The organism is Yoonia sp. BS5-3 (assembly GCF_038069655.2).
GTDB lineage: Bacteria > Pseudomonadota > Alphaproteobacteria > Rhodobacterales > Rhodobacteraceae > Yoonia > Yoonia phaeophyticola.
Genome location: NZ_CP150951.2, coordinates 3,431,526 through 3,450,853, shown reverse-complemented (window position 1 = coordinate 3,450,853; position 19,328 = coordinate 3,431,526). Strand labels below are relative to the sequence as shown.

Annotated in this window: 17 protein-coding genes; 8 read left to right on the top strand and 9 right to left on the bottom strand. The window is 57.5% G+C overall.

The window, feature by feature from the left end:
• Window positions 1-28: 28 nt before the first annotated feature.
• Complete coding sequence (locus AABB29_RS17425) at window positions 29-598, bottom strand: DUF882 domain-containing protein (protein WP_341369058.1); 570 nt, start codon at window positions 596-598, stop codon at window positions 29-31.
• Window positions 599-942: 344 nt separating this feature from the next.
• On the opposite strand from AABB29_RS17425, the gene AABB29_RS17420 reads away from it, so the two are divergent.
• The 4 genes from AABB29_RS17420 (at window position 943) to AABB29_RS17405 (ending at window position 5,201) form a co-directional block, all read left to right on the top strand.
• Window positions 943-2,559, top strand: a complete 1,617-nt coding sequence (locus AABB29_RS17420) for a murein L,D-transpeptidase (RefSeq protein WP_373636651.1) — start codon at window positions 943-945, stop codon at window positions 2,557-2,559.
• 32 nt (window positions 2,560-2,591) lie between these two features.
• Window positions 2,592-3,653, top strand: a complete 1,062-nt coding sequence (locus AABB29_RS17415) for a UDP-3-O-(3-hydroxymyristoyl)glucosamine N-acyltransferase (protein ID WP_341365709.1) — start codon at window positions 2,592-2,594, stop codon at window positions 3,651-3,653.
• Between the two features lie 77 nt (window positions 3,654-3,730).
• Window positions 3,731-3,991: a phosphopantetheine-binding protein gene (locus AABB29_RS17410; RefSeq protein WP_341365710.1), complete on the top strand. Its 261-nt coding sequence runs from the start codon at window positions 3,731-3,733 to the stop codon at window positions 3,989-3,991.
• A gap of 1 nt (window position 3,992) precedes the next feature.
• Complete coding sequence (locus AABB29_RS17405) at window positions 3,993-5,201, top strand: beta-ketoacyl synthase (protein ID WP_373636650.1); 1,209 nt, start codon at window positions 3,993-3,995, stop codon at window positions 5,199-5,201.
• Window positions 5,202-5,204: 3 nt separating this feature from the next.
• On the opposite strand, the gene AABB29_RS17400 is transcribed toward AABB29_RS17405, so the two are convergent.
• Entirely contained in the window at window positions 5,205-5,804 is a 600-nt protein-coding gene (locus AABB29_RS17400; protein WP_341365711.1) for an invasion associated locus B family protein, read from the bottom strand.
• 377 nt (window positions 5,805-6,181) lie between these two features.
• Here AABB29_RS17400 and AABB29_RS17395 point away from each other — a divergent pair, with 377 nt between their 5' ends.
• The gene (locus AABB29_RS17395; RefSeq protein WP_341365712.1) at window positions 6,182-7,717 is read left to right on the top strand and encodes a helicase HerA-like domain-containing protein; all 1,536 of its coding nucleotides are present in this window, start codon (window positions 6,182-6,184) and stop codon (window positions 7,715-7,717) included.
• A 46-nt stretch (window positions 7,718-7,763) separates the two neighbouring features.
• On the opposite strand, the gene ggt is transcribed toward AABB29_RS17395, so the two are convergent.
• The 4 genes from ggt to AABB29_RS17375 form a co-directional block, all read right to left on the bottom strand.
• On the bottom strand, window positions 7,764-9,569 hold the full coding sequence (gene ggt, locus AABB29_RS17390; RefSeq protein ID WP_341365713.1) for a gamma-glutamyltransferase: 1,806 nt from the start codon (window positions 9,567-9,569) through the stop codon (window positions 7,764-7,766).
• Between the two features lie 165 nt (window positions 9,570-9,734).
• Window positions 9,735-11,036: an HlyC/CorC family transporter gene (locus tag AABB29_RS17385; RefSeq protein WP_341365714.1), complete on the bottom strand. Its 1,302-nt coding sequence runs from the start codon at window positions 11,034-11,036 to the stop codon at window positions 9,735-9,737.
• A gap of 68 nt (window positions 11,037-11,104) precedes the next feature.
• On the bottom strand, window positions 11,105-12,025 hold the full coding sequence (locus AABB29_RS17380; protein WP_373636923.1) for a tyrosine recombinase: 921 nt from the start codon (window positions 12,023-12,025) through the stop codon (window positions 11,105-11,107).
• A 17-nt stretch (window positions 12,026-12,042) separates the two neighbouring features.
• Complete coding sequence (locus AABB29_RS17375) at window positions 12,043-13,491, bottom strand: hypothetical protein (RefSeq protein WP_341365716.1); 1,449 nt, start codon at window positions 13,489-13,491, stop codon at window positions 12,043-12,045.
• A 367-nt stretch (window positions 13,492-13,858) separates the two neighbouring features.
• Here AABB29_RS17375 and AABB29_RS17370 point away from each other — a divergent pair, with 367 nt between their 5' ends.
• Both AABB29_RS17370 and aroB read left to right on the top strand, forming a co-directional pair.
• Window positions 13,859-14,419: a shikimate kinase gene (locus tag AABB29_RS17370; RefSeq protein ID WP_341365717.1), complete on the top strand. Its 561-nt coding sequence runs from the start codon at window positions 13,859-13,861 to the stop codon at window positions 14,417-14,419.
• Window positions 14,416-15,540, top strand: coding sequence for a 3-dehydroquinate synthase (aroB, locus tag AABB29_RS17365; protein ID WP_341365718.1), 1,125 nt, complete (start codon window positions 14,416-14,418; stop codon window positions 15,538-15,540). Before AABB29_RS17370 ends, aroB begins: the two co-directional genes overlap by 4 nt.
• A gap of 27 nt (window positions 15,541-15,567) precedes the next feature.
• Here aroB and AABB29_RS17360 read toward each other — a convergent pair whose 3' ends face one another.
• Window positions 15,568-15,852 carry a hypothetical protein gene (locus AABB29_RS17360; protein ID WP_341365719.1) on the bottom strand — a complete coding sequence of 95 codons (285 nt, stop codon included), beginning with the start codon at window positions 15,850-15,852 and terminating at the stop codon, window positions 15,568-15,570.
• A gap of 32 nt (window positions 15,853-15,884) precedes the next feature.
• Window positions 15,885-16,400: a single-stranded DNA-binding protein gene (ssb, locus tag AABB29_RS17355; RefSeq protein WP_341365720.1), complete on the bottom strand. Its 516-nt coding sequence runs from the start codon at window positions 16,398-16,400 to the stop codon at window positions 15,885-15,887.
• A gap of 210 nt (window positions 16,401-16,610) precedes the next feature.
• Here ssb and AABB29_RS17350 point away from each other — a divergent pair, with 210 nt between their 5' ends.
• A complete protein-coding gene (locus AABB29_RS17350; RefSeq protein ID WP_341365721.1) occupies window positions 16,611-17,189 on the top strand; it encodes a lytic transglycosylase domain-containing protein in 579 nt (192 codons plus the stop codon).
• 17 nt (window positions 17,190-17,206) lie between these two features.
• On the opposite strand, the gene AABB29_RS17345 is transcribed toward AABB29_RS17350, so the two are convergent.
• A complete protein-coding gene (locus AABB29_RS17345; protein WP_341365722.1) occupies window positions 17,207-19,291 on the bottom strand; it encodes an ABC transporter ATP-binding protein in 2,085 nt (694 codons plus the stop codon).
• Window positions 19,292-19,328 lie beyond the last annotated feature (37 nt).

Sequence of the window (19,328 nt, the reverse complement as noted above, 5' to 3'; positions counted from 1 at the left end):
GCCATAAGGCGCTTTCGTCACGTGCCGCTTAACCGCGCCAGCTGCGGATTGGGCCGCAATCCATATGCACGAAATTTGACCCTGGATAGCGGCCAACACCGCCAGCCCGGCAGGCCAGCGCAGCATTTGCCATTTGTGTTGGTGTCCGGCTTTGCAGGCGCAGATCAGCAGCCTGACCGCGCATGTGCAAAGAATTCCGTGCCACGCCAGATGACCGCGTGCTGAGCATCGCATTTGTTTGTGGGGACCGGTAGCCGGAAAGAAGAAGATAGGGTTCCGACGTTTCCATCAGATTTAGGGAAGCAGCCATGATATCGATGGTGCGCAAATCCATCTGAACGGCTTCACCTGTGCGCCAGTCGCGCATGTGCACGTTAATCTCACGCACCGCCTCGGCGATGTATTCGCCCTCAATCCAATAAATGGTATCAAGCTGTTCGCCAGTCCGGCCCGAGCGCATGGCTATGCGGCGCACATCACCGGCGCCACGTAGAAAACCTGCTGCGTTAGAATAAGTTGGGGCCGCTGCTACTGCAGATGCCGCAAACGCACTCATTAAACCACGACGGGTTAGTCCCGCAGATGTCTTTTTCGTCATGTCAGTAGCGCCTGTCCCGTCGCCCATCTTTACCCGCCTTCGGCAGGTTTTTGCTATTAAGCCCCCAAGATGTATTTCATCTATGACACATTTTGATTCGTTGACCAAGAGCTGATTAACACTTTTTAGGTTAACAAGGGGGAAATCGGCGAGTTATTGCGCAGAATTGGTCAGGTATTCCTGCCTTGCTAAGATCTAATGGGTGCATTCGCGCAACAGTGTTCACTTAGCGTAAACGATCACGCCGATATGAATAGACACGCTTTGGGTATGGATATTCATACTCCCCAATGTCGCGTCTGCTGCGGTATCTTAAGCTTACAATTACGTAAAGGTTCGTCTTCATGGGACAGCGTTGTCTGCCACGCCAATTCAGTTTTGGTTATTTCCTTGCTTTTCTTACTTTTGTTTTGACTTTCACTGTGTCGGCACCGCGCGTGGCGCAGGCGCAGGTGACCGAGTTTCGCCAGGCCGTCGCACAAGCGGCTGCGCGCGACGATGATCTTGTCGCATTCTACCGGGCCCGGAATTTTGAAGGCATTTGGAGCAGCAACCGTGACCGGGCGCGTCGCAACGCACTTATGACAGCTTTCGCGGCTGCGGGCGATCATGGCTTACCAGCCGACCGTTACGACGCGGATGCTTTGATGGCGCAGATGCAAGCGGCCAATACACCGGCTGAGCAGGGCCGGGTTGAGGTCGAGCTGAGCCGTTTGTTCCTGCAATATGCACGTGATGTTCAGACGGGTATTTTGGTTCCGTCCCGTGTTGACGGTAATATTCACCGTCAGGTGCCTTACCGTGCGCGGCTTTCCACGATTCAGGCCTTTGTTCAATCAAACCCTGCAGCTTTCTTGCGTTCCTTGCCGCCGCAATCACCTGAATATACGCGCCTGATGCGTCAAAAGATGGAGATGGAGCGTCTATTGGCCGAAGGCGGTTGGGGCCCGACCGTTGGCGGCAACAAGCTTGAGCGTGGCAATAGTGGCGCGAATGTTGTGGCGCTGCGTAACCGTTTGATCACAATGGGCTTTCTTGGGCGGACAAATACCCAAACCTATGATGACGAAATCTTTGGCGCAGTTCAGCGTTTTCAGCAGGCCCATGGGCTCGCGATAGACGGAACGGCAGGTCCGGGGACTTTGCGCGAAGTAAACCGCTCCGTGGCTGAGCGTTTGCGCTCGATTACCGTCGCGATGGAGCGCGAGCGTTGGATCAACCGTCCGCGTGGTCAGCGCCATGTCTGGGTCAACCTGACCGATTTCACCGCCAAGATCATCGATAATGACACGGTAACGTTTTCAACCCGTTCGGTGATTGGTGCCAACCAGCATGACCGTGTCAGCCCCGAATTCTCTGACGTGATGGAATTTATGGTGATCAATCCCAGCTGGTACGTACCACGTTCGATCATCACCAAAGAATATCTGCCGCAGCTGCAAGAGAATCCGAATTCGGTGAATCAGTTGATCATCACTGATGCAAGGGGCCGTGTGGTTGATCGTAATGCTGTCGACTTTACGCAATATACCCAGTCGAATTTCCCGTATTCGATGCGTCAGCCGCCAAGCCGAGGGAATGCGTTGGGGTTGGTGAAGTTCATGTTCCCAAACCGTCACAATATCTACCTGCACGACACCCCTGCAAAAAGCCTGTTTGGTCGTGAAACCCGCGCTTACAGCCATGGTTGCATTCGTCTCGCGGATCCTTTTGATTTCGCATATGAGCTGCTGTCGCCGCAGGTCTCGGACCCTGAAGGGTTCTTTCAGGCTGAGCTGCGCACAGGGCGCGAACGCCGGGTTGATCTGGCATCGCCAGTGCCGGTGCATCTGGTCTACCGGACGGCCTTTACGCAGGCCGAAGGCCCCATGCAGTATCGCCGCGATGTGTATGGCCGGGATGGCCGGATTTGGAACGCGCTTGCCCGCGAAGGGGTGGTGATCCGCGCCGTAGGCGGTTAGGTCTGATCCCGGAAGATGATCCCGGGGGAAAGATGCCTTATTCGGTTCAAGATATCGCAGCGGCGCTTGGGGCAGAAGCCCTTGGCGCCGTTTCGCTTTTGGTCAACGGTGCGGCAGAACCAGCAAGCGCCGGGCCGCATGATTTAGCGTTGGCGATGTCGCCCGCCTATGGCGATGCATTGGCGCAGGGGAACGCGCGGGCTGCTGTGATTTGGCCGGGGGCCGATTGGCAGGCTTTGGGGCTGGAGGCGGCAATTGTCGCGCCGCGCGCCCGGCTAGCGATGGCTCAGTTGACGCAGATGCTTGATCCGCCTTTGCCAAGAACGGGTATTAGCCCGCATGCCTTGATCGATGAAACAGCGCAAATCGCGGATGACGCGACGATTGGGCCGTTTTCAGTGATTGGCGCGGGTGTGGTCATTGGACCGGGATGCTGGATCGCTGATCATGTGAGCATCGCAGCTGGCGTGCAGATCGGCGCTGGGTGCCAGCTTCATGCGGGCGTACGATTGCAGCGTCATGTGCGTCTGGGTGCCCGTGTGATCTTGCAGCCGAATGTGGCAATTGGCGGCGATGGCTTTTCTTTTGTCAGTGTGGCGCCTTCCAATGTGGAACTTGCGCGCGAGACTTTGGGTGAAAAGCCCATGCAGGCACCCGAAGATCCAACTTGGCACAGGATCCATTCGCTGGGCGGGGTTGAGATTGGCGATGATGTGGAAATTGGCGCAAATTCCACGGTTGATGCTGGAACAATCCGCGCAACCCGCGTCGGACAGGGTACAAAGATCGATAATCTGGTGCAGGTCGGGCACAACGTGATTGTGGGCGATCACTGCCTGCTTTGCGCGCAGGCTGGCGTGGCCGGATCGACTGTGATCGGCGACAGGGTGGTTGTTGGCGGCAAAGCTGGCGTTGCCGATAACCTTTCGGTCGGGGATGATGTTGTGTTGGGGGGCGGGTCGGTTGTGCTGTCCAATGTCCCTGCGGGGCGGGTGATGATGGGCTATCCTGCAACCAAGATGCAAACCCATATCGAAAGCTATAAGGCGCTGCGCCGCTTACCGCGAATGATGCGCGACCTCATGAAGCGTTAATCACTGTTCCATTCCGTGGGCAGAGCGACTAAATCTTCGGCAAGCCGCGATCCGCGCAATGATGGACCATAAAGACGATGAGCATCAAAGATCAGGTAATCGCAATTATCGCCGAGCAGGCCATGCTTGAGCCAACAGATATCCAGATGGAAAGCACGCTTGAGGATATCGGCATCGATAGCTTGGGTCTTGTTGAAAGCATCTTTGCAATTGAAGAGCGTTTCGACATTTCTGTGCCTTTCAACGCGAATGATCCGGGAGCAAGCACGTTCGATATATCGTCGGTGGCCACGATCATTGCCGCTGTGACCCAGTTGAAAGAAGAGCAAAGCGCATAAGATGCGCCGGGTCGTCATCACTGGGGCGGGCACCATCAATCCGCTTGGGGCCGATGTGCCTGCGACGCTTAGCGCGATGCGCGCGGGGCGCTGCGGTATTGGTGCCTTGGACATTCCCGATGTGGACCGGCTTTCGATCCAGATTGGCGGCCAGATTAAGGATTACGACGAAACGGCGCATTTCAACCGTCAGCAAATCGCGCTTTATGATCGGTTTACGCAGTTCACCCTGCTTGCCGCACGTCAGGCGATTACACAATCGGGGCTGCATTTTTCTGGTGGTTTGGCGGACCGCTCGGGTGTGGTGCTCGGCACTTCGGGGGGCGGGCTGAACACCCAAGATGAAAACTACCGCGCCGTTTATGAGGCCGGCAAGAACCGTGTGCACCCGTTCATCGTACCCAAGTTGATGAATAATGCGGCTGCCAGCCATGTTTCGATGGAATGGAACTTGCGCGGGCCGTCTTTCACCGTGGCGACGGCGTGCGCGTCATCCAATCATGCGATGGGGCAGGCCTTTAACATGATCCGCAGCGGTATGACCGAGGTCATCGTCACCGGCGGCTCTGAGGCGATGCTTTGCTTCGGGGGGATCAAAGCATGGGAAGGGCTGCGCGTGATGTCACGTGATGCGTGTCGGCCATTCTCGGCCACCCGTAACGGCATGGTTCAGGGTGAAGGAGCCGGGGTTTTTGTGTTCGAAGAATACGAACACGCCAAGGCACGGGGTGCCGAGATTTTATGCGAGGTGGCAGGTTTTGCGATGACCTCGGACGCGTCCGATATTGTCATGCCATCCAAACAAGGGGCAGCCCGGGCAATTGCGGGGGCGCTGGCGGATGCAAAATTGGACGCCGATCAGGTCGGCTATATCAATGCGCATGGGACTGGTACGGCGGCAAATGACAAAACGGAATGTTCGGCTGTTGCAGATGTGTTTGGGGCGCATGCGGATCAGTTGATGATCTCGTCCACAAAATCGATGCATGGGCATCTGATTGGGGCCACTGGCGCGGTTGAGCTGTTGGCCTGCATCATGGCGCTACGTGACGGTGTGATCGCACCAACCATCGGTTATGAAGAACCAGACCCCGAATGCGCGCTTGATGTCGTGCCAAACGAAGCGCGCGACGCCCGGGTGGACGTCGCGCTGACAAATGCGTTTGCATTTGGGGGGCTGAACGCAGTGCTGGCGCTGCGCAAGCACTGAAAACTATTCTTCGAGCGTGACAACCCCGTCAAAGCCTGCGGTAAAGCCTGTCAGTGAAACGGCCAAATTGACCTCAGCGCTGGGATCGGCCGCTGGTACAAGGCGGACATTGGCTGTTGCGCCGCGTTTGAAGGCTTCAACCTCTTCGGCGGTAAATCCTGCGCGGACAACGCAGCCCGCTGCATTGCAGAAGGTAAACGGATAACGCCGCGCGTTCAGGCCGTCCACAGATAGGGTCAGCTGCGCAGGCAGGAATGTCTCAAGCGGGACAACGATCGTTGCGCCGGCGGCGGCCTGATTGCCCTCTGGCAGGCGGAACATGTTGAATTCAGCAACGGCTGCACCGCTGTCATCACGCAGCAATTGGTAAAGGTTGCAGGGTTCGTCCTCACCCTCGGGCTGCTTAATGCAGCGCATTTCCCAGTCGCCAAAAGTCTGCAAAACATAAGGCTGACCGATCTGCGGACCAACCGGTTCGCCCAAATCCAGGTCTGTCGGCGCTGCGGGGGCTTCTTCTTCGGCGGCTTGCGTTTCTTGTGCGGATGCCATGCCTGTGAAAACGAGGCATGCGGCCAGCGTGACGGCTGTTGTGATACTGCGCATTTTATTATGTCCTTTTGTTCTTTGCGCAGGGGCTTAGCACGCAGACCAGATGCTGTCAGCGCCAAATACATGCGGTTTGGCAGTTGTTTGCTCACAAATACGCGGGGTCCAGACATAGAAAAAGGGCCCTCGCGGACCCTTCTTCGTTATTCTCCCTGTCGGACTTGGCCGACTAATTGACAGAAATGCTAAGCAATGGCGCAGCGCCCGTCAACACGGAATATGCACAAAAAAAGCCGTGCCCAAGGGCACGGCAAGTCCAACAGGGAGGAAGTATGCCATCAGGCGCAAGGGCGCCGAAATGACGTGGCTTTAGTCTGGCACGAAATGGTTAAAAATGTATGTTGTTTTGAAACGCTCTGAAGGAACGACGCGCTATGTCTGATCATATCTTTATTGGTGGCGGCGGTGACGGCTACGCCGATCCGCAGGTTCTGTTGCTGGACAAGGCCAATCGGCATGGGCTGGTGGCAGGCGCGACGGGCACCGGTAAAACTGTGACACTGCAAATCATGGCCGAAGGCTTTTCTGCTGCAGGTGTTCCGGTTTTCCTGTCGGATGTGAAGGGCGATCTGTCCGGTCTTGCCGCATCCGGCTCGGAAGGGTTCAAACTGCATGAAGCCTTTACCAAGCGGGCAGACACCATCGGGCTTGATCTGCAATATGACCAGTTCCCCGTTACATTCTGGGACCTTTTTGGCGAACAGGGGCATCCTATTCGGGCTACAGTCGCGGAAATGGGGCCGTTGCTATTGTCGCGGCTGATGGAACTGACCGACGTGCAGGAAGGCGTTTTGAACGTGGCCTTCCGCGTGGCCGATGAAGAAGGGTTGCCGCTGCTTGACCTTAAGGATCTGCGGGCTGTATTGGTCTGGGTCGGGCAGAATGCCAAGGATCTGTCGTTGCAATATGGCAATGTCGCCTCGTCATCAGTTGGCGCGATCCAGCGGCAATTGCTGGTGCTTGAAAACCAGGGCGGCGATGCGCTGTTTGGCGAACCGGCGCTTGCGCTGGCTGATATGATGCGGACACGCGGCGGGCGGGGCGAGATTAACATCCTCGCGGCAGATCAGCTTATGGGCAGCCCCCGGCTATATGCGACCTTCCTTCTGTGGCTCTTGTCGGAGCTGTTCGAAGAGTTGCCCGAGGTCGGTAACCCCGACAAGCCCAAGCTGGTGTTCTTTTTTGACGAGGCGCATCTGCTGTTTGACGACGCGCCAAAGGCACTGGTCGATAAGGTCGAACAGGTGGCGCGGTTGATCCGCTCCAAAGGGGTGGGGGTTTATTTCGTGACCCAAAACCCCGGTGATATCCCCGATGATGTTCTCGGCCAGCTTGGTAACAGGGTGCAGCATGCGCTGCGCGCCTTCACGGCCAAGGATCGCAAAGAACTGAAAACGGCCGCCGAGACCTACCGGGACAATCCTGCCTTTGACACGGCAAGCGCCATCCAAGAGGTGGGCACGGGCGAAGCGGTGACATCCTTTCTTGATGCCAAGGGCATCCCGTCCGTTGTGCAGCGCACATTGATCCGTCCGCCATCCTCGCAGTTGGGGCCGATTGACAGCGGCACGCGGCGCGCGATCATGGCGGCCTCGGATATGGCGGGTAAATATGACACTGCCATTGACCGTGATAGCGCCTATGAAATGCTAAATGAGCGTGCAGCGGATGCGGCCAAAGCGGCCGAAGCTGCTGAGGCTGAAGAAGCCGCGCTTGAGGAAAAAGAACGCGAGTTCAAAGCCGCGCGGCGCTATGATGGCAGCAGTAAATCCACATCGCGTAAATCGAGCCGGTCGTCAGGTGGGGGCTTTGGCAGCGCACTGGCATCCGTCGTGGCCAAAGAGCTAAAGGGCACAACCGGCCGCCGGTTGGTGCGCGGGATATTGGGGAACTTGTTTAAAGGGAATTAGGCCAGGATGCTGCAGGCGGCCCATAATGGACCGCCTGGCTGCTTGATTACTCGCCCAGGGCGATGCCTTCACGGCGCGGGTCAGCGCCACCCGCGAGCGTGTCACCGATCTTGATCGCATGCAGGCCTGAATTGAGACTGCGTACGCTGACCTCGTAGCCCAGCTCTGTCAGTGGGACTTCAAAATCAGCGGCTGTGGTGCCTTCCTCGACATCATACGTGCCAAAGCGATTAACCAGATGGGGCATGTTGATCGCCTCTTGGATGTTCATGCCCCATTCCAGATTGGCGATGATTGTCTTGGCCACATAACCAATGATGCGGCTGCCGCCTGGACTGCCGATCACCAGGACCGGCGCGCCATCTTCCATGACAATCGTGGGCGACATGGATGACCGGGGGCGCTTGCCTGGTTCCACCCTATTTGCGATTGGGTAACCGTCATTATGCGTCGCAAAAGAGAAATCCGTCAGCTCATTATTCAGCAAGAACCCCCGGACGAAAAGACGCGAGCCAAAGCCGTTTTCAATTGTTGTCGTCATCGACAGGGCGTTGCCATAGCGATCAACGATTGAGATATGGGATGTGGATGGAAATTCGAGACTGACATCATCCCCCCAAAGCTGCGCATGATCCCATTCGGGATTGCCGGGCGCCACCTCGGGCAGGGCGACAAAGCCGTCAATGCGGTCGCCTTCGATCAATCCGGCGCGCTCTTCAAGGTAAATTGGATCCAGCAGGCCTTCGGTTGGCATGGGCACGAAATCACTATCGGCCATGTAGCGGCCTCGATCCGCAAAGGCGAGCCGAGAGGCATCACCGATCAGGCGCCACACGTCCGGGTCGGACGGGTCATCCAGCGCGAAATTGTCCACGATCCCCAGGATTTGGCCCACAGTCAGCGCCCCGGATGAGGGCGGACCCATCCCGCAAACCTCATAGCTGCGAAATCCGGCGCAGACGGCGGGCCGTTCAATCACGTCGTAAAGGGCCATGTCCAAGGTTGAAAGAACGCCGGGATTGCCCTCGGCTGTTCGGACCGTCGCGACGATATCTTCGGCAATGGGCCCAGTATAAAAGGCTGTGCTGCCATGGGCGGCAAGCTGGTGCAGCGTATCGGCGTAATCGGGATTTTGCAGAAGATCACCGGCGGCTAACGGGCTTCCGCCGGGAAAGAAATAGGCGGCCGTTGCCGGAAAGCGCTGCAATCTGTCCGCATCATTTGCGATTGCACCTGCCATGCGCGGGGAAACGGCAAAACCGTCCTCGGCCAAGGTGATGGCAGGGGTCAATAGATCGGCCCAATTGGCTTGCCCCCAGCGGCGATGGGCGTCTTCCATCAACCTGGGCGTGCCCGGGGTGCCGACAGACAAGCCGCCAACAACAGCATCAAAAAAGCCAAGCCTTTCGCCATTCTCATCCTGAAATAAGGTGGGCGTCGCAGCCAAAGGGGCGGTCTCGCGCCCGTCAAGCGTGGTAAGCTCGCCTGAGGCGGCATCATACCAGACCAGAAAGGCGCCGCCGCCAAGGCCTGAGGATTGCGGTTCAACCAACCCCAGAACGGCTTGCGCAGCAACCATCGCATCTGCGGCGGTGCCGCCATCGGCCAAGACCGCTGCGCCGGCTTCTGCGGCCAGCGGATTGGCCACGGCAATCATCCAATCTTCCGCAATGATCGGCTCTCCGGCGGCCTTTGCAGCAAAGGCGTCTTGGGCGGCGTCACTGATGTTTTCGAATACGGACAGGCCGGTGTCATCTTCAGGGGCGACAGCGTCGGCGGCCTGCTGGGCAATGGCGGGGGAAACAAGGGACAGGGTTAAGGCACAATAGGGCAGTAGATCGCGAAAGGTCATGATCATCCTCGTTGCAGCTATGAATGATCTGACCATTGACCTTGCGTCAGGGGAACACAACCCATGGTGGGGTAAGGGATTGGTGTTTGGTATTAAGACAGCCCTGTCCGGCAACCGGAGGCACGGCGATGCACAACATCTACGCGTTACACCGGTTACTTCGCCTCACAGTTTGCGAATTTTCAACGTCGCGATCCGGTTTTCTTCCTTGCTCAGAACCTCAAAGCGGAAGCCGTGGAAGGAAAAGACCTGGCCTTCAACCGGGATCATCTGCGCTTCGTGAATGACCAACCCTGCAACGGTATTGGCCTCATCATCGGGCAGGTTCCAGTCATGGGCGCGGTTCAGATCACGGATCGTCATCACGCCGTCGACAATATAGGCACCGTCCGAGGTTGCAGCGATCTGCTCTTCTTCATGATCGTCAAATTCATCGGCAATCTCGCCGACGATTTCTTCCAGAATGTCCTCAAGGGTGATCAACCCCTGCAACGCGCCATATTCATCCACAACCAGCGCAAAATGCGTTTTGCGCTTCAGGAAGTTGCGCATCTGGTCGTCCAAAGTCGTCGTTTCGGGGACGAAATAGGCGGGCATGGCCACTTTGGTGACATCAAAAGCGGCAAGGCCTTGGGCATTTTCCGTATCACCGCCAACCAGTTTATGCATGGCGCGTAAAAGGTCCTTGGCATGGATCACGCCGACGATGTTTTCCGGCTCGTCCTGGAAAAGCGGCAGGCGCGTATAAGGGCTGGTCAGGATTTGCGACAGGATATCCTGCGGGGGCAGGGCGGCATCCACCATTTCAATGCCAGAGCGGTGCAGCATGATTTCCTCAACCGCCCGTTCGTTCAGGTCCAGCGCGCCCAGAATACGGTCGCGATCTTCCTTTTCGACAATCCCTTCGGAATGGCCCAGCTGCAATGCGCCTGCGATTTCTTCGCGCACGGCGAGAATGTTACTGTCAGGATCGGTCCGGACCCCAAACAGAAACAGCACGCCGCGCACCAGATAGCGCACAGCCGTGACAAGCGGTGAGAAAATAAAGACAATCAGGCCAATCGGGGCAGCAACCCGCGACGCCACCGCTTCGGGATATGTAATGGCAAGGGTCTTGGGCAGTACCTCAGCAAAGATTAACACGAGCAGGGTCATGATTAGGGTCGCAGCAGCAACCCCGTTTTGTCCAAACAGCTTGGTCAGCACAGCAGTCGCCAGCGATGTGGCCAGGATGTTCACAACATTATTGCCCAGCAGGACCGATCCGATCAGCCTTTCGCTATCTTCGGTCACTTTCAACGCGCGCTCAGCCCCCCGCGATCCTTTATCTGCCGTTGACCGTAGCTTGCCGCGTGATGCGGCGGTCAATGCGGTTTCGGAGCCCGAAAAAAAGGCCGACATCACAAGCAGGATCAAAATGGCGCCAGAGGTGACCCAAAATGCGGCGTCAAGAGTGGGGGTTTCCATAGGGTGCTTTCAGGAGAGTACTTATTAGGGAAATTTCGATGGCAATATGACGGTTTGACTTGGGCGCTTCAAGACTTGCCCGGTTTGGCAAGCGGATGATGTTCCAAGACCAGCTCTTTCAGACGTTCATCCAGAACATGCGTATAAATTTCGGTCGTAGCGACATCGGCATGACCCAGCATCGTCTGGATCGAGCGCAGATCAGCCCCGCCCGCCAAAAGATGGGTCGCAAAAGCGTGGCGCAGCGTGTGCGGGGTGACTTTGGCAGGTGATACGCCGCCCGCGACGGCAAATTCTTTGATCAGTCCGAAAAACCGGTGCCGTGTCAGATGCCCAAGTTTGCCCCGCGAGGGGAACAGAAATTTCGATGCTGCCTTGCCCGCTTTTACAGCGGCAGCATCTTGCGTATCGCGTTCGGGCAGATAGGCGGCAAGCGCATCGCGTGCCGGGGGCGATAGGGGAACCAGGCGCTCTTTGCCGCCCTTGCCGCGTACCAACAGCATTCTGGGATCACCGCGTGCGGCTGAAACGGGCAGGCTGACCAGTTCTGTGACACGCATGCCGGTGGCGTAAAGCAACTCCATCAAGCAGGTGTTGCGCCGCGCCTGTTTCGGGCTGTTGCGCGCCGCCTCTAGCAGTCTGTCGACCTCAGCAATGTCCAGCGTTTTAGGGAGTTTCTTGGATTGACCCGGCCCTTTGATCTGAATAGCCGGGTTGCTGTCGCGCCACCCTTCCTCAAAGGCAAAGCGGAAAAGCTGCTTGATGGCCGATAGCCGACGCGCACGCGTGGATGGGGCCAGCCCCTCGGCTTCACAATCAATCAGATAGCTTTCGATATGGTCCTGATAGAGTGACGAAAAATGCAGCGACTTGCCAGCCAGCCATTGTGCAAAGTCATTCAAATCGCGGGCATAAGCCAGCCGGGTGTTTGCCGCAGCGTCCAGTTCTGCGGCCTGGGCCTCAAGGAACACCTGAACCCAGCGCGGCATTGATTGATCGGCTGGCGTCACGCGCCCCGGTCCAGGATCATCAGCTGCAAAGCCGCGCGGCGGGCGACGTCCTCAAGCCCGACGGCGCGCATTAACGCCAGCGCATCCCTGACGGACCGGATATCACCTAGATACCCTTCGTTGAATTGGGCGATGGCCCGCAGCAAAGCTTCGCCAAGTTTGCGATCATCGACCAGTGTCTGCAGGGCGGCCGGGGGCGGGGCACCGTTAAAGGCGGCTTGTAAAGCAATCTGCTGGTCCGTTGTCACGCGCACCTCTTGCGGCACCCCGCGCGCCAAGGCGATCAAAAACGGATCAAATCCTTGATCGGCTTCGGCGGCTGCAATCGCGACGCTTTCATATTCTGGCGATAGCAGCCCGACATGAAAGGCGATTTCAGCAGCCTCGCCGCGCAGCGGCAGGTCTTGCAAAGCGGCGCCGTAAAGTTTTGCGAATTGGACCTCGGTGCGCGCATCGCTCATCGCGGCCCAAACGCCTGGAAGGGTGCGGGTCACAGCAGAGGGATCACGCGTACGCATTGCCACGTCAAAGCGTTGAAACGCCTCGGCGCGGTCCCAAATCCCACCCGATGCGGCGGGGGTACGGGCGGTATAGATGCGCTGCAACACGTTTTCGGACACAGATCCGTAGCGGGACAGACGTTCAGCCGCTTCAATCTGTGATTTCCAGGCAGTCGTGCCGCGCAAATCGGCGTGGGAAAAGGCAAGTGGCAGATTGCCGGTAATCAATGGTTCGCCCACGGCATCATGCATCCGAAAGCTTAGCGGGCTGACCCGTTCAGGATGCGGCAGCGGATCTTCACCCTCAAATAGTTCAGGATCAAGAAAACGGGCCAGCAGCATGTCTTCTTGCGCAGTGATATCGCCCAAGGCGCGATGCGTATTCAGCGTCAGCGCGGCTTCGGCCCAATCACCGTTGCGGGCCATGCAGAAAATGCGAGCCGGATAGGTCGGTGCCACCGAGGGCTTGTCGCCCATGACGTCGCAGACGACATCTTCGGTGCCGGTCAGCAAGGCCACATCAAACCAACGGCGAAACAGGGGCACTGTGTCCGGTTCGGCCTGTTCGATCAGCGATTGCGCAGGCTCAAGCGCACCAAGATCGAGCAGCTTGTCGACACGGGCCAGAAACAGCGCGCCATCAATGCCGGCACCGCGCGGCGGATCGGCCTCGGCCAGCATCAGCACTTTAAGGAATTCTTGAATGGCTGGCAGGGTCTCAACCCGCTCTGCGCGGACGAGATCAACCAAGACACGCTCATCGCTTTGCGACCAGATATTGCGGGGAAGCCCAGTTACAGCAGGGGGCAGCAGGCCCACGGGATCTTTCGATGGGCGGCCTAAGGGCGTGACCGTCACCTGCGGCGCAGTGGCCGTGTTGGTGATGGGCTGCTCGATGATGCGCGAGGGTTCGGCGCTTTCGGACAGCCAATCGATTGCGGACAATGGCCGCGTGTCATCCTGCGCAAAGCCCAAGTTGCCCGCGACGCAAAACAGCGCGATCAGTGGGTTAATTTGTGTCCAACGTAACAGGGGTACTTACCTCTTGGGACGGGGCTGCAAAATCAGCCGGGAAAAAGATTGGCCCTATATACGCATAAGCGACCAATCCGACGGCTGCCAGAACGATCAGGAATAGTATCAGTTTGATCAGTCGCCACATGATCTGCCTCGCACTTACTAAACTGCCTCAATATGTGGTCTGAATGCCACTTATGTAAGTCTTTATATATGGCCTTTTGCGCAAGATCACGGCATTCATTCATTAATTTTTGCGTTCGGCACCTGTTGGCCGGATTCGGGAGGCGAAAAATTGGCCCAAGGGCAGCAATATCAACTTCACAGCACAGTGGTGCTGGTTGGCATGATGGGATCGGGAAAGACGGCGATTGGCCGGTCATTGGCTGCATCGCTTGAGGTGCCATTCGTCGATAGTGACGCCGCAATAGAAGAGGCTGCAGCCCTGTCCATCGCCGAAATCTTCAAACGCGATGGCGAGGCTTTTTTTCGCGAACGCGAGTCCGAGGTTATCCGCCGCCTGCTCACAGGGCCGCCGCGGATCGTCTCAACCGGTGGCGGCGCCTTTTTGGCAGAACGCAATCGCACGGCCATTGATCAGATGGGCATTTCTGTCTGGCTCGATGCCGATCTTCAAACATTGTGGGAGCGTGTCCGGCATAAAGACACTCGCCCTTTGCTACGCACCGCTGATCCCAAGGCGACTCTGACCACAATTTTCCACGAACGCACACCAATCTATGCCAAGGCCGGGCTGCGTATTCCCATTGCGGCCGAGGCCAGTATCGAAGAAACCACCCAAACCGTGGTCGATACACTCGCCACGCGTCCCGACATTCTGGAGCCCCTTTCATGACGTCCAAAGTCCATGTTGATCTGCCCGACCGAGCCTATGATATCTTGATCGGACCTGATCTGCTGGCTGAGGCAGGCAAGCAGATCGCGCCCATGGGCGGGCGCAAGCATGTCAGTATCTTGACCGATGAAAATGTGGCAGCGTTGCATTTGGCGGCTTTGCAAGAGGCATTGAAACAGGCCGGGCTGAGCTCAGAGGCGCTGACGCTGCCTGCGGGCGAGGCGACAAAATGCTGGGCGCAGTTGGAACGCGCGACAGAATGGCTTTTGGCCCAAAAGGTTGAGCGGGGCGACATTGTTGTTGCCTTTGGCGGGGGGGTGATCGGTGATCTGGCGGGCTTTGCTGCTGCCATCTTGCGGCGCGGCGTGCGGTTTGTGCAGATACCAACCAGCCTTCTGGCACAGGTCGACAGCTCGGTCGGCGGTAAAACCGGGATCAATTCGCCCAGCGGAAAAAACCTGATCGGCGCATTTCACCAGCCCAGCTTGGTGCTGGCTGATACGGCTCTTCTTGGCACGCTGACCGCGCGCGATTTCCTGGCGGGGTATGGCGAAGTCGTCAAATATGGGCTGCTGGGTGATGCGGATTTCTTTGATTGGCTTGAGGCCGAGGGTCCCGCTCTGGCGGCTGGTGATATGGATGCGCGTGTGCGCGCGGTGACGCGATCATGCCAGATGAAAGCCGATATCGTGCAGCGGGACGAGACGGAGCAAGGCGATCGTGCGCTGCTCAACCTGGGCCATACATTCTGTCATGCGTTGGAGGCGGCGACCGGCTATTCCGACCGGCTGTTGCATGGGGAAGGGGTGGCCATTGGCTGTGCGCTGGCGTTTGAGCTGTCGGCCCGTTTGGGCCTGTGCAGTCAGGAAGACCCCAGCCGCGTGCGCGCCCATCTGCGCGAGATGGGGATGAAGGTGGATATCGCCGACATTCCCGGCGATCTGCCCGACGCGCAGGGGTTGCTCGACTTGATGGGGCAGGACAAAAAGGTCGTGGATGGGACTTTGCGGTTCATTCTCGCCCGTGGCATTGGCGCGGCATTCATCACCTCTGACGTGCCGTCCGGCGCGGTCTTGTCTGTGCTTGAGGATGCGCTGGCGCTGACGCCGTCCCGGGCTTGACCCGGGACCTCTACGTCGATTTTGGCCTTAATCGGGATCATCCGTCAGGCTGATCCCATGTTTGCGGGCGAAACGCAGGAAGAGCGGCACCTCCATCACCAGCAGCGTCACGATGGTGAAGACCGCCCAATTGGCGTCAAACAAGAGCATGTTGAAGAGCGTGCCAGACCCCCAGAACAGCCCGCCCGCCGCCAGAAGCGCCAGGGCGGACAGAACCAGATCGACCGTCATGATCCGGTGCAACGTTTTTTCCTGAAGGCTGGGATAGATACCCAGATAGGTCACAGCCAGAATCACACCATTCAGGATCATTATCTGAAATTCAGGCGCGATATCCATCGGGCTTAGAACGGGATTTCGTCATCCATATCGCCGCCGCCTGACGGGGCACCACCGCCCGAGCTGCCGCCGCCATAGCCGCCATCATTCCCGCCGCCATAGTTACCGCCGCCGCCACCATAGCCGCCGCTATTGCCACCGCCGTAGTTACCGCCGCCGCCGTTGTCATTGCGACCGTCCAACATGGTCAGCGTGCTGGTGTAGGGGCGCAAAACAACTTCGGTTGAATAGCGGTCCTGACCGTTCTGGTCCTGCCATTTGCGCGTCTCAAGCTGGCCTTCAAGATAGACCTTAGAGCCTTTGCGCAAATACTGTTCTGCAACGCGGGCCAAAGGCTCGGAAAAGATCGCAACCGAATGCCATTCTGTCCGCTCGCGCCGTTCGCCGGTGTTCCGGTCTTTCCAGTTCTCTGATGTCGCGATGCGCAGATTGCAGACCTTGCCGCCGTTCTGGAACGTGCGCACTTCGGGGTCAGCCCCAAGATTGCCGATAAGAATAACTTTATTTACTGATCCGGCCATTCTGGCACCCCCACGATTCTGCTTTGCGCTTTTGTGACATCAGTCCGTGCTTGCCGCAACAAGGTTAACAGGTGGTTTCTATGTTGAGGGAGCCCATATCGGATGCGGTGCAAGGTGGCCACTGGGCGCCCGAAAAAGAACGGTTGGGGCTTGGTGTTTTGGGGCCGGGCACCTAGGTTGCGCTATATTGGTTAACGCGGGGCCGCAGAAATGCGCTATATTCATGTTCTCAGCTCTTTATTGCTGGCTTTCTCAAGCCAAGCTCTTGGGCAAGAGCAGGTATCCACAAAATCCCGCGCAGCTTTGCTGCAAAGTCAGACCGCCATCCTCGATGGGCGAGCGTCTGAGCAATATGCCGGGTCCGAGCGTCTATTGCCGCCCCGTGCCGAAGGCGTGCCTGCCGCGCTGCAATATACCGGCGCTTATCGTGGACCGCTGCTTGAAACCGCGCGCAGTGCGGCTTTGCGCCATGGGGTGCCCGCGGATTTATTCCTACGACTAATCCAGCAGGAAAGCGGCTGGAACCCGGCCGCTCGTTCAACCAAAGGTGCATTGGGACTGGCGCAGCTGATGCCTGACACAGCGTTGGATCTGAGTGTTGATCCGCTCGATCCGGCACAAAGCCTCGATGGCGGCGCGCGGTACTTAAGGGCGCAATATGATGCCTTTGGCAGCTGGCCACTGGCCTTGGCCGCCTATAATGCGGGGCCGGGCGCTGTGCAGCAACATGGCGGCATTCCGCCTTATGCCGAAACACTGCAATATATCGAAATCATCTGGGGCGGCTAAAGATCGCGGTGCCGAAGTCATTCAGCCGCGATCTGAATGACCGGTTCCATGTCTTCGAGATCCGCTTCAGAGAGGTGGCATTTGATTTGATGCTCATCGGCCAGCATGCGCACCGGTGGCACCTCTTTTTCGCAGAGCCCGCCGGCAACCTTGGATTTCCAGTTGCAGCGCGTCTGGAACGGGCAGCCACTGGGTGGGTTCATCGCAGACGGAATGTCGCCTTCAAGCACGATATGCTTCTTTTCGATCGAGGTATCAGCGATGGGCACCGCAGACAAAAGCGCCTCTGTATAAGGGTGGTAGGGCGGGGCAAAGACCTGATCGGTGCTGCCCAATTCGACCACATGACCCAGATACATGACCATCACCCGATCCGACAGATAGCGCACGATGGATAGATCGTGGCTGATGAACAGCAGCGTTGTCTTATGTTCGCGTTGAATTTCCATTAACAGATCGGTCACTGCCGCCTGAACGGACACATCCAGCGCCGAAACAGGCTCATCCGCGACCACGATCCGCGCGTCCCCGGCAAAGGCGCGGGCGATGCCAACCCTTTGTTTTTGACCGCCACTGAGCTGCCGCGGCATACGGTCAGCAAAGGCACGGGGCAGTTTGACGAGGTCGAGAAGCTCTAGCATGCCGTCGCGCCGCTCAGCATCGTTTTCCCCGACGCCAAAGATTTCAAGCGCCCGGATAATCTGCCGCCCAACGGTCATTGAGGGGTTCAGGGTATCAAACGGGTTCTGGAATACCATCTGGATATCGGCCACGGTCTTGGTGTCGCGATCCTCGATGGCTGTGCTGCCAATCGATTGATTATCCAGCAGAACCTGACCGTCTGTTGCGGTTTCAAGCCCCATCAGAACCTTGGCAAAGGTCGATTTCCCGCAACCGGATTCGCCCACGATGGCCAGTGTTTCGCTTTCCCGCGCCTCAAAGGACAGGGTTTCATTGGCCTTGACGACCTTCTTGTCACCACCGCCGAATAATGCGTTGGCCGCGACCTCATAATATTTCTTAAGATTGTCCATCTTCAAGACAACGGGCCCAGGCGCGGGTTTCTCTTTGGTATCAGCGACTTGGATGGGGGCGTTCCAGTCGATTTCCTGGAATTTCAGGCAGCGCGTTTGATGACGGTCATTCCCCGAGACAGGCTCCATCGGGATAAAACCAGCATCGCAGCGTCCCGCTTCGAAATAGTCGCATCTCGGCCCGAAATTGCAGCCCTGCGGGCGTTCATGTGGCAGTGGAAAATTGCCGGGGATCGCCACCAAAGGCCGCGCGTTTTTATCCGCACCCGGCAGCGGGATTGATCGGAAAAGTGCCTGTGTATAGGGGTGCTGCATTTCGTCAAAGACGTCTTCGATACTGCCACGTTCGACCGCCTCACCAGAATACATCACGCAAATCCGGTCGCAGGTTTCCAGCACTAACCCTAAGTTATGGCTGATAAAAAGCATGGAGGTGCCATATTTTTTACCGAGGTCTTTGACCAGTTCGACAACGGCGGCCTCAACCGTGACGTCCAATGCTGTTGTCGGCTCGTCCAAGATCAAAAGCGACGGCTTGGACATCAGCGCCATCGCAATGACGATCCGTTGTTGTTGCCCGCCAGAAAGCTGATGCGGATAGCTTTGCAGCATCCGTTCGGGATCGGGTAATTTCACGTCGGTGACGACTTCGAGTGCCCGCTTATACGCCTCATTCGCGCTGATCCCTTCGTGGATCATGGGCACTTCCATCAACTGTTTGCCGATCTTCATGGCCGGGTTCAAAGATGCCATAGGTTCTTGATATATCATGGCAATTTCGCTACCGCGGATATCGCGCAGTTCTTCTGCGCTCATCTCGCAAAGATCGCGGCCTTTGAATTTGATCGACCCGCCGACGATGCGCCCGTTGACCCCCAAATCCTGCATCACGCCAAGCGCCACGGTGGATTTGCCGCAACCGGATTCGCCAACCAAGCCAAGGGCTTCGCCTGGCATCACCTTGGCCGAGAAATCCATCACCGCCGGAATTTCGCGCAATCGTGTGAAGAAGGAAATGGAGAGTTTGTCGATCTCAAGGATCGGTTCTGCGGGATCAAGCATGGCCATGAGATGCCTCCGAATGGGCGGTATGTATAGCGTACAG

Coding starts and splice junctions, on each gene's coding strand:
- AABB29_RS17425 (WP_341369058.1), bottom strand. CDS start 598: ATGACGAAAAAGACATCTGCGGGACTAACCCGTCGTGGTTTAATGAGT.
- AABB29_RS17420 (WP_373636651.1), top strand. CDS start 943: ATGGGACAGCGTTGTCTGCCACGCCAATTCAGTTTTGGTTATTTCCTT.
- AABB29_RS17415 (WP_341365709.1), top strand. CDS start 2,592: ATGCCTTATTCGGTTCAAGATATCGCAGCGGCGCTTGGGGCAGAAGCC.
- AABB29_RS17410 (WP_341365710.1), top strand. CDS start 3,731: ATGAGCATCAAAGATCAGGTAATCGCAATTATCGCCGAGCAGGCCATG.
- AABB29_RS17405 (WP_373636650.1), top strand. CDS start 3,993: ATGCGCCGGGTCGTCATCACTGGGGCGGGCACCATCAATCCGCTTGGG.
- AABB29_RS17400 (WP_341365711.1), bottom strand. CDS start 5,804: ATGCGCAGTATCACAACAGCCGTCACGCTGGCCGCATGCCTCGTTTTC.
- AABB29_RS17395 (WP_341365712.1), top strand. CDS start 6,182: ATGTCTGATCATATCTTTATTGGTGGCGGCGGTGACGGCTACGCCGAT.
- ggt (WP_341365713.1), bottom strand. CDS start 9,569: ATGACCTTTCGCGATCTACTGCCCTATTGTGCCTTAACCCTGTCCCTT.
- AABB29_RS17385 (WP_341365714.1), bottom strand. CDS start 11,036: ATGGAAACCCCCACTCTTGACGCCGCATTTTGGGTCACCTCTGGCGCC.
- AABB29_RS17380 (WP_373636923.1), bottom strand. CDS start 12,025: ATGCCGCGCTGGGTTCAGGTGTTCCTTGAGGCCCAGGCCGCAGAACTG.
- aroB (WP_341365718.1), top strand. CDS start 14,416: ATGACGTCCAAAGTCCATGTTGATCTGCCCGACCGAGCCTATGATATC.
- AABB29_RS17360 (WP_341365719.1), bottom strand. CDS start 15,852: ATGATCCTGAATGGTGTGATTCTGGCTGTGACCTATCTGGGTATCTAT.
- ssb (WP_341365720.1), bottom strand. CDS start 16,400: ATGGCCGGATCAGTAAATAAAGTTATTCTTATCGGCAATCTTGGGGCT.
- AABB29_RS17350 (WP_341365721.1), top strand. CDS start 16,611: ATGCGCTATATTCATGTTCTCAGCTCTTTATTGCTGGCTTTCTCAAGC.
- AABB29_RS17345 (WP_341365722.1), bottom strand. CDS start 19,291: ATGGCCATGCTTGATCCCGCAGAACCGATCCTTGAGATCGACAAACTC.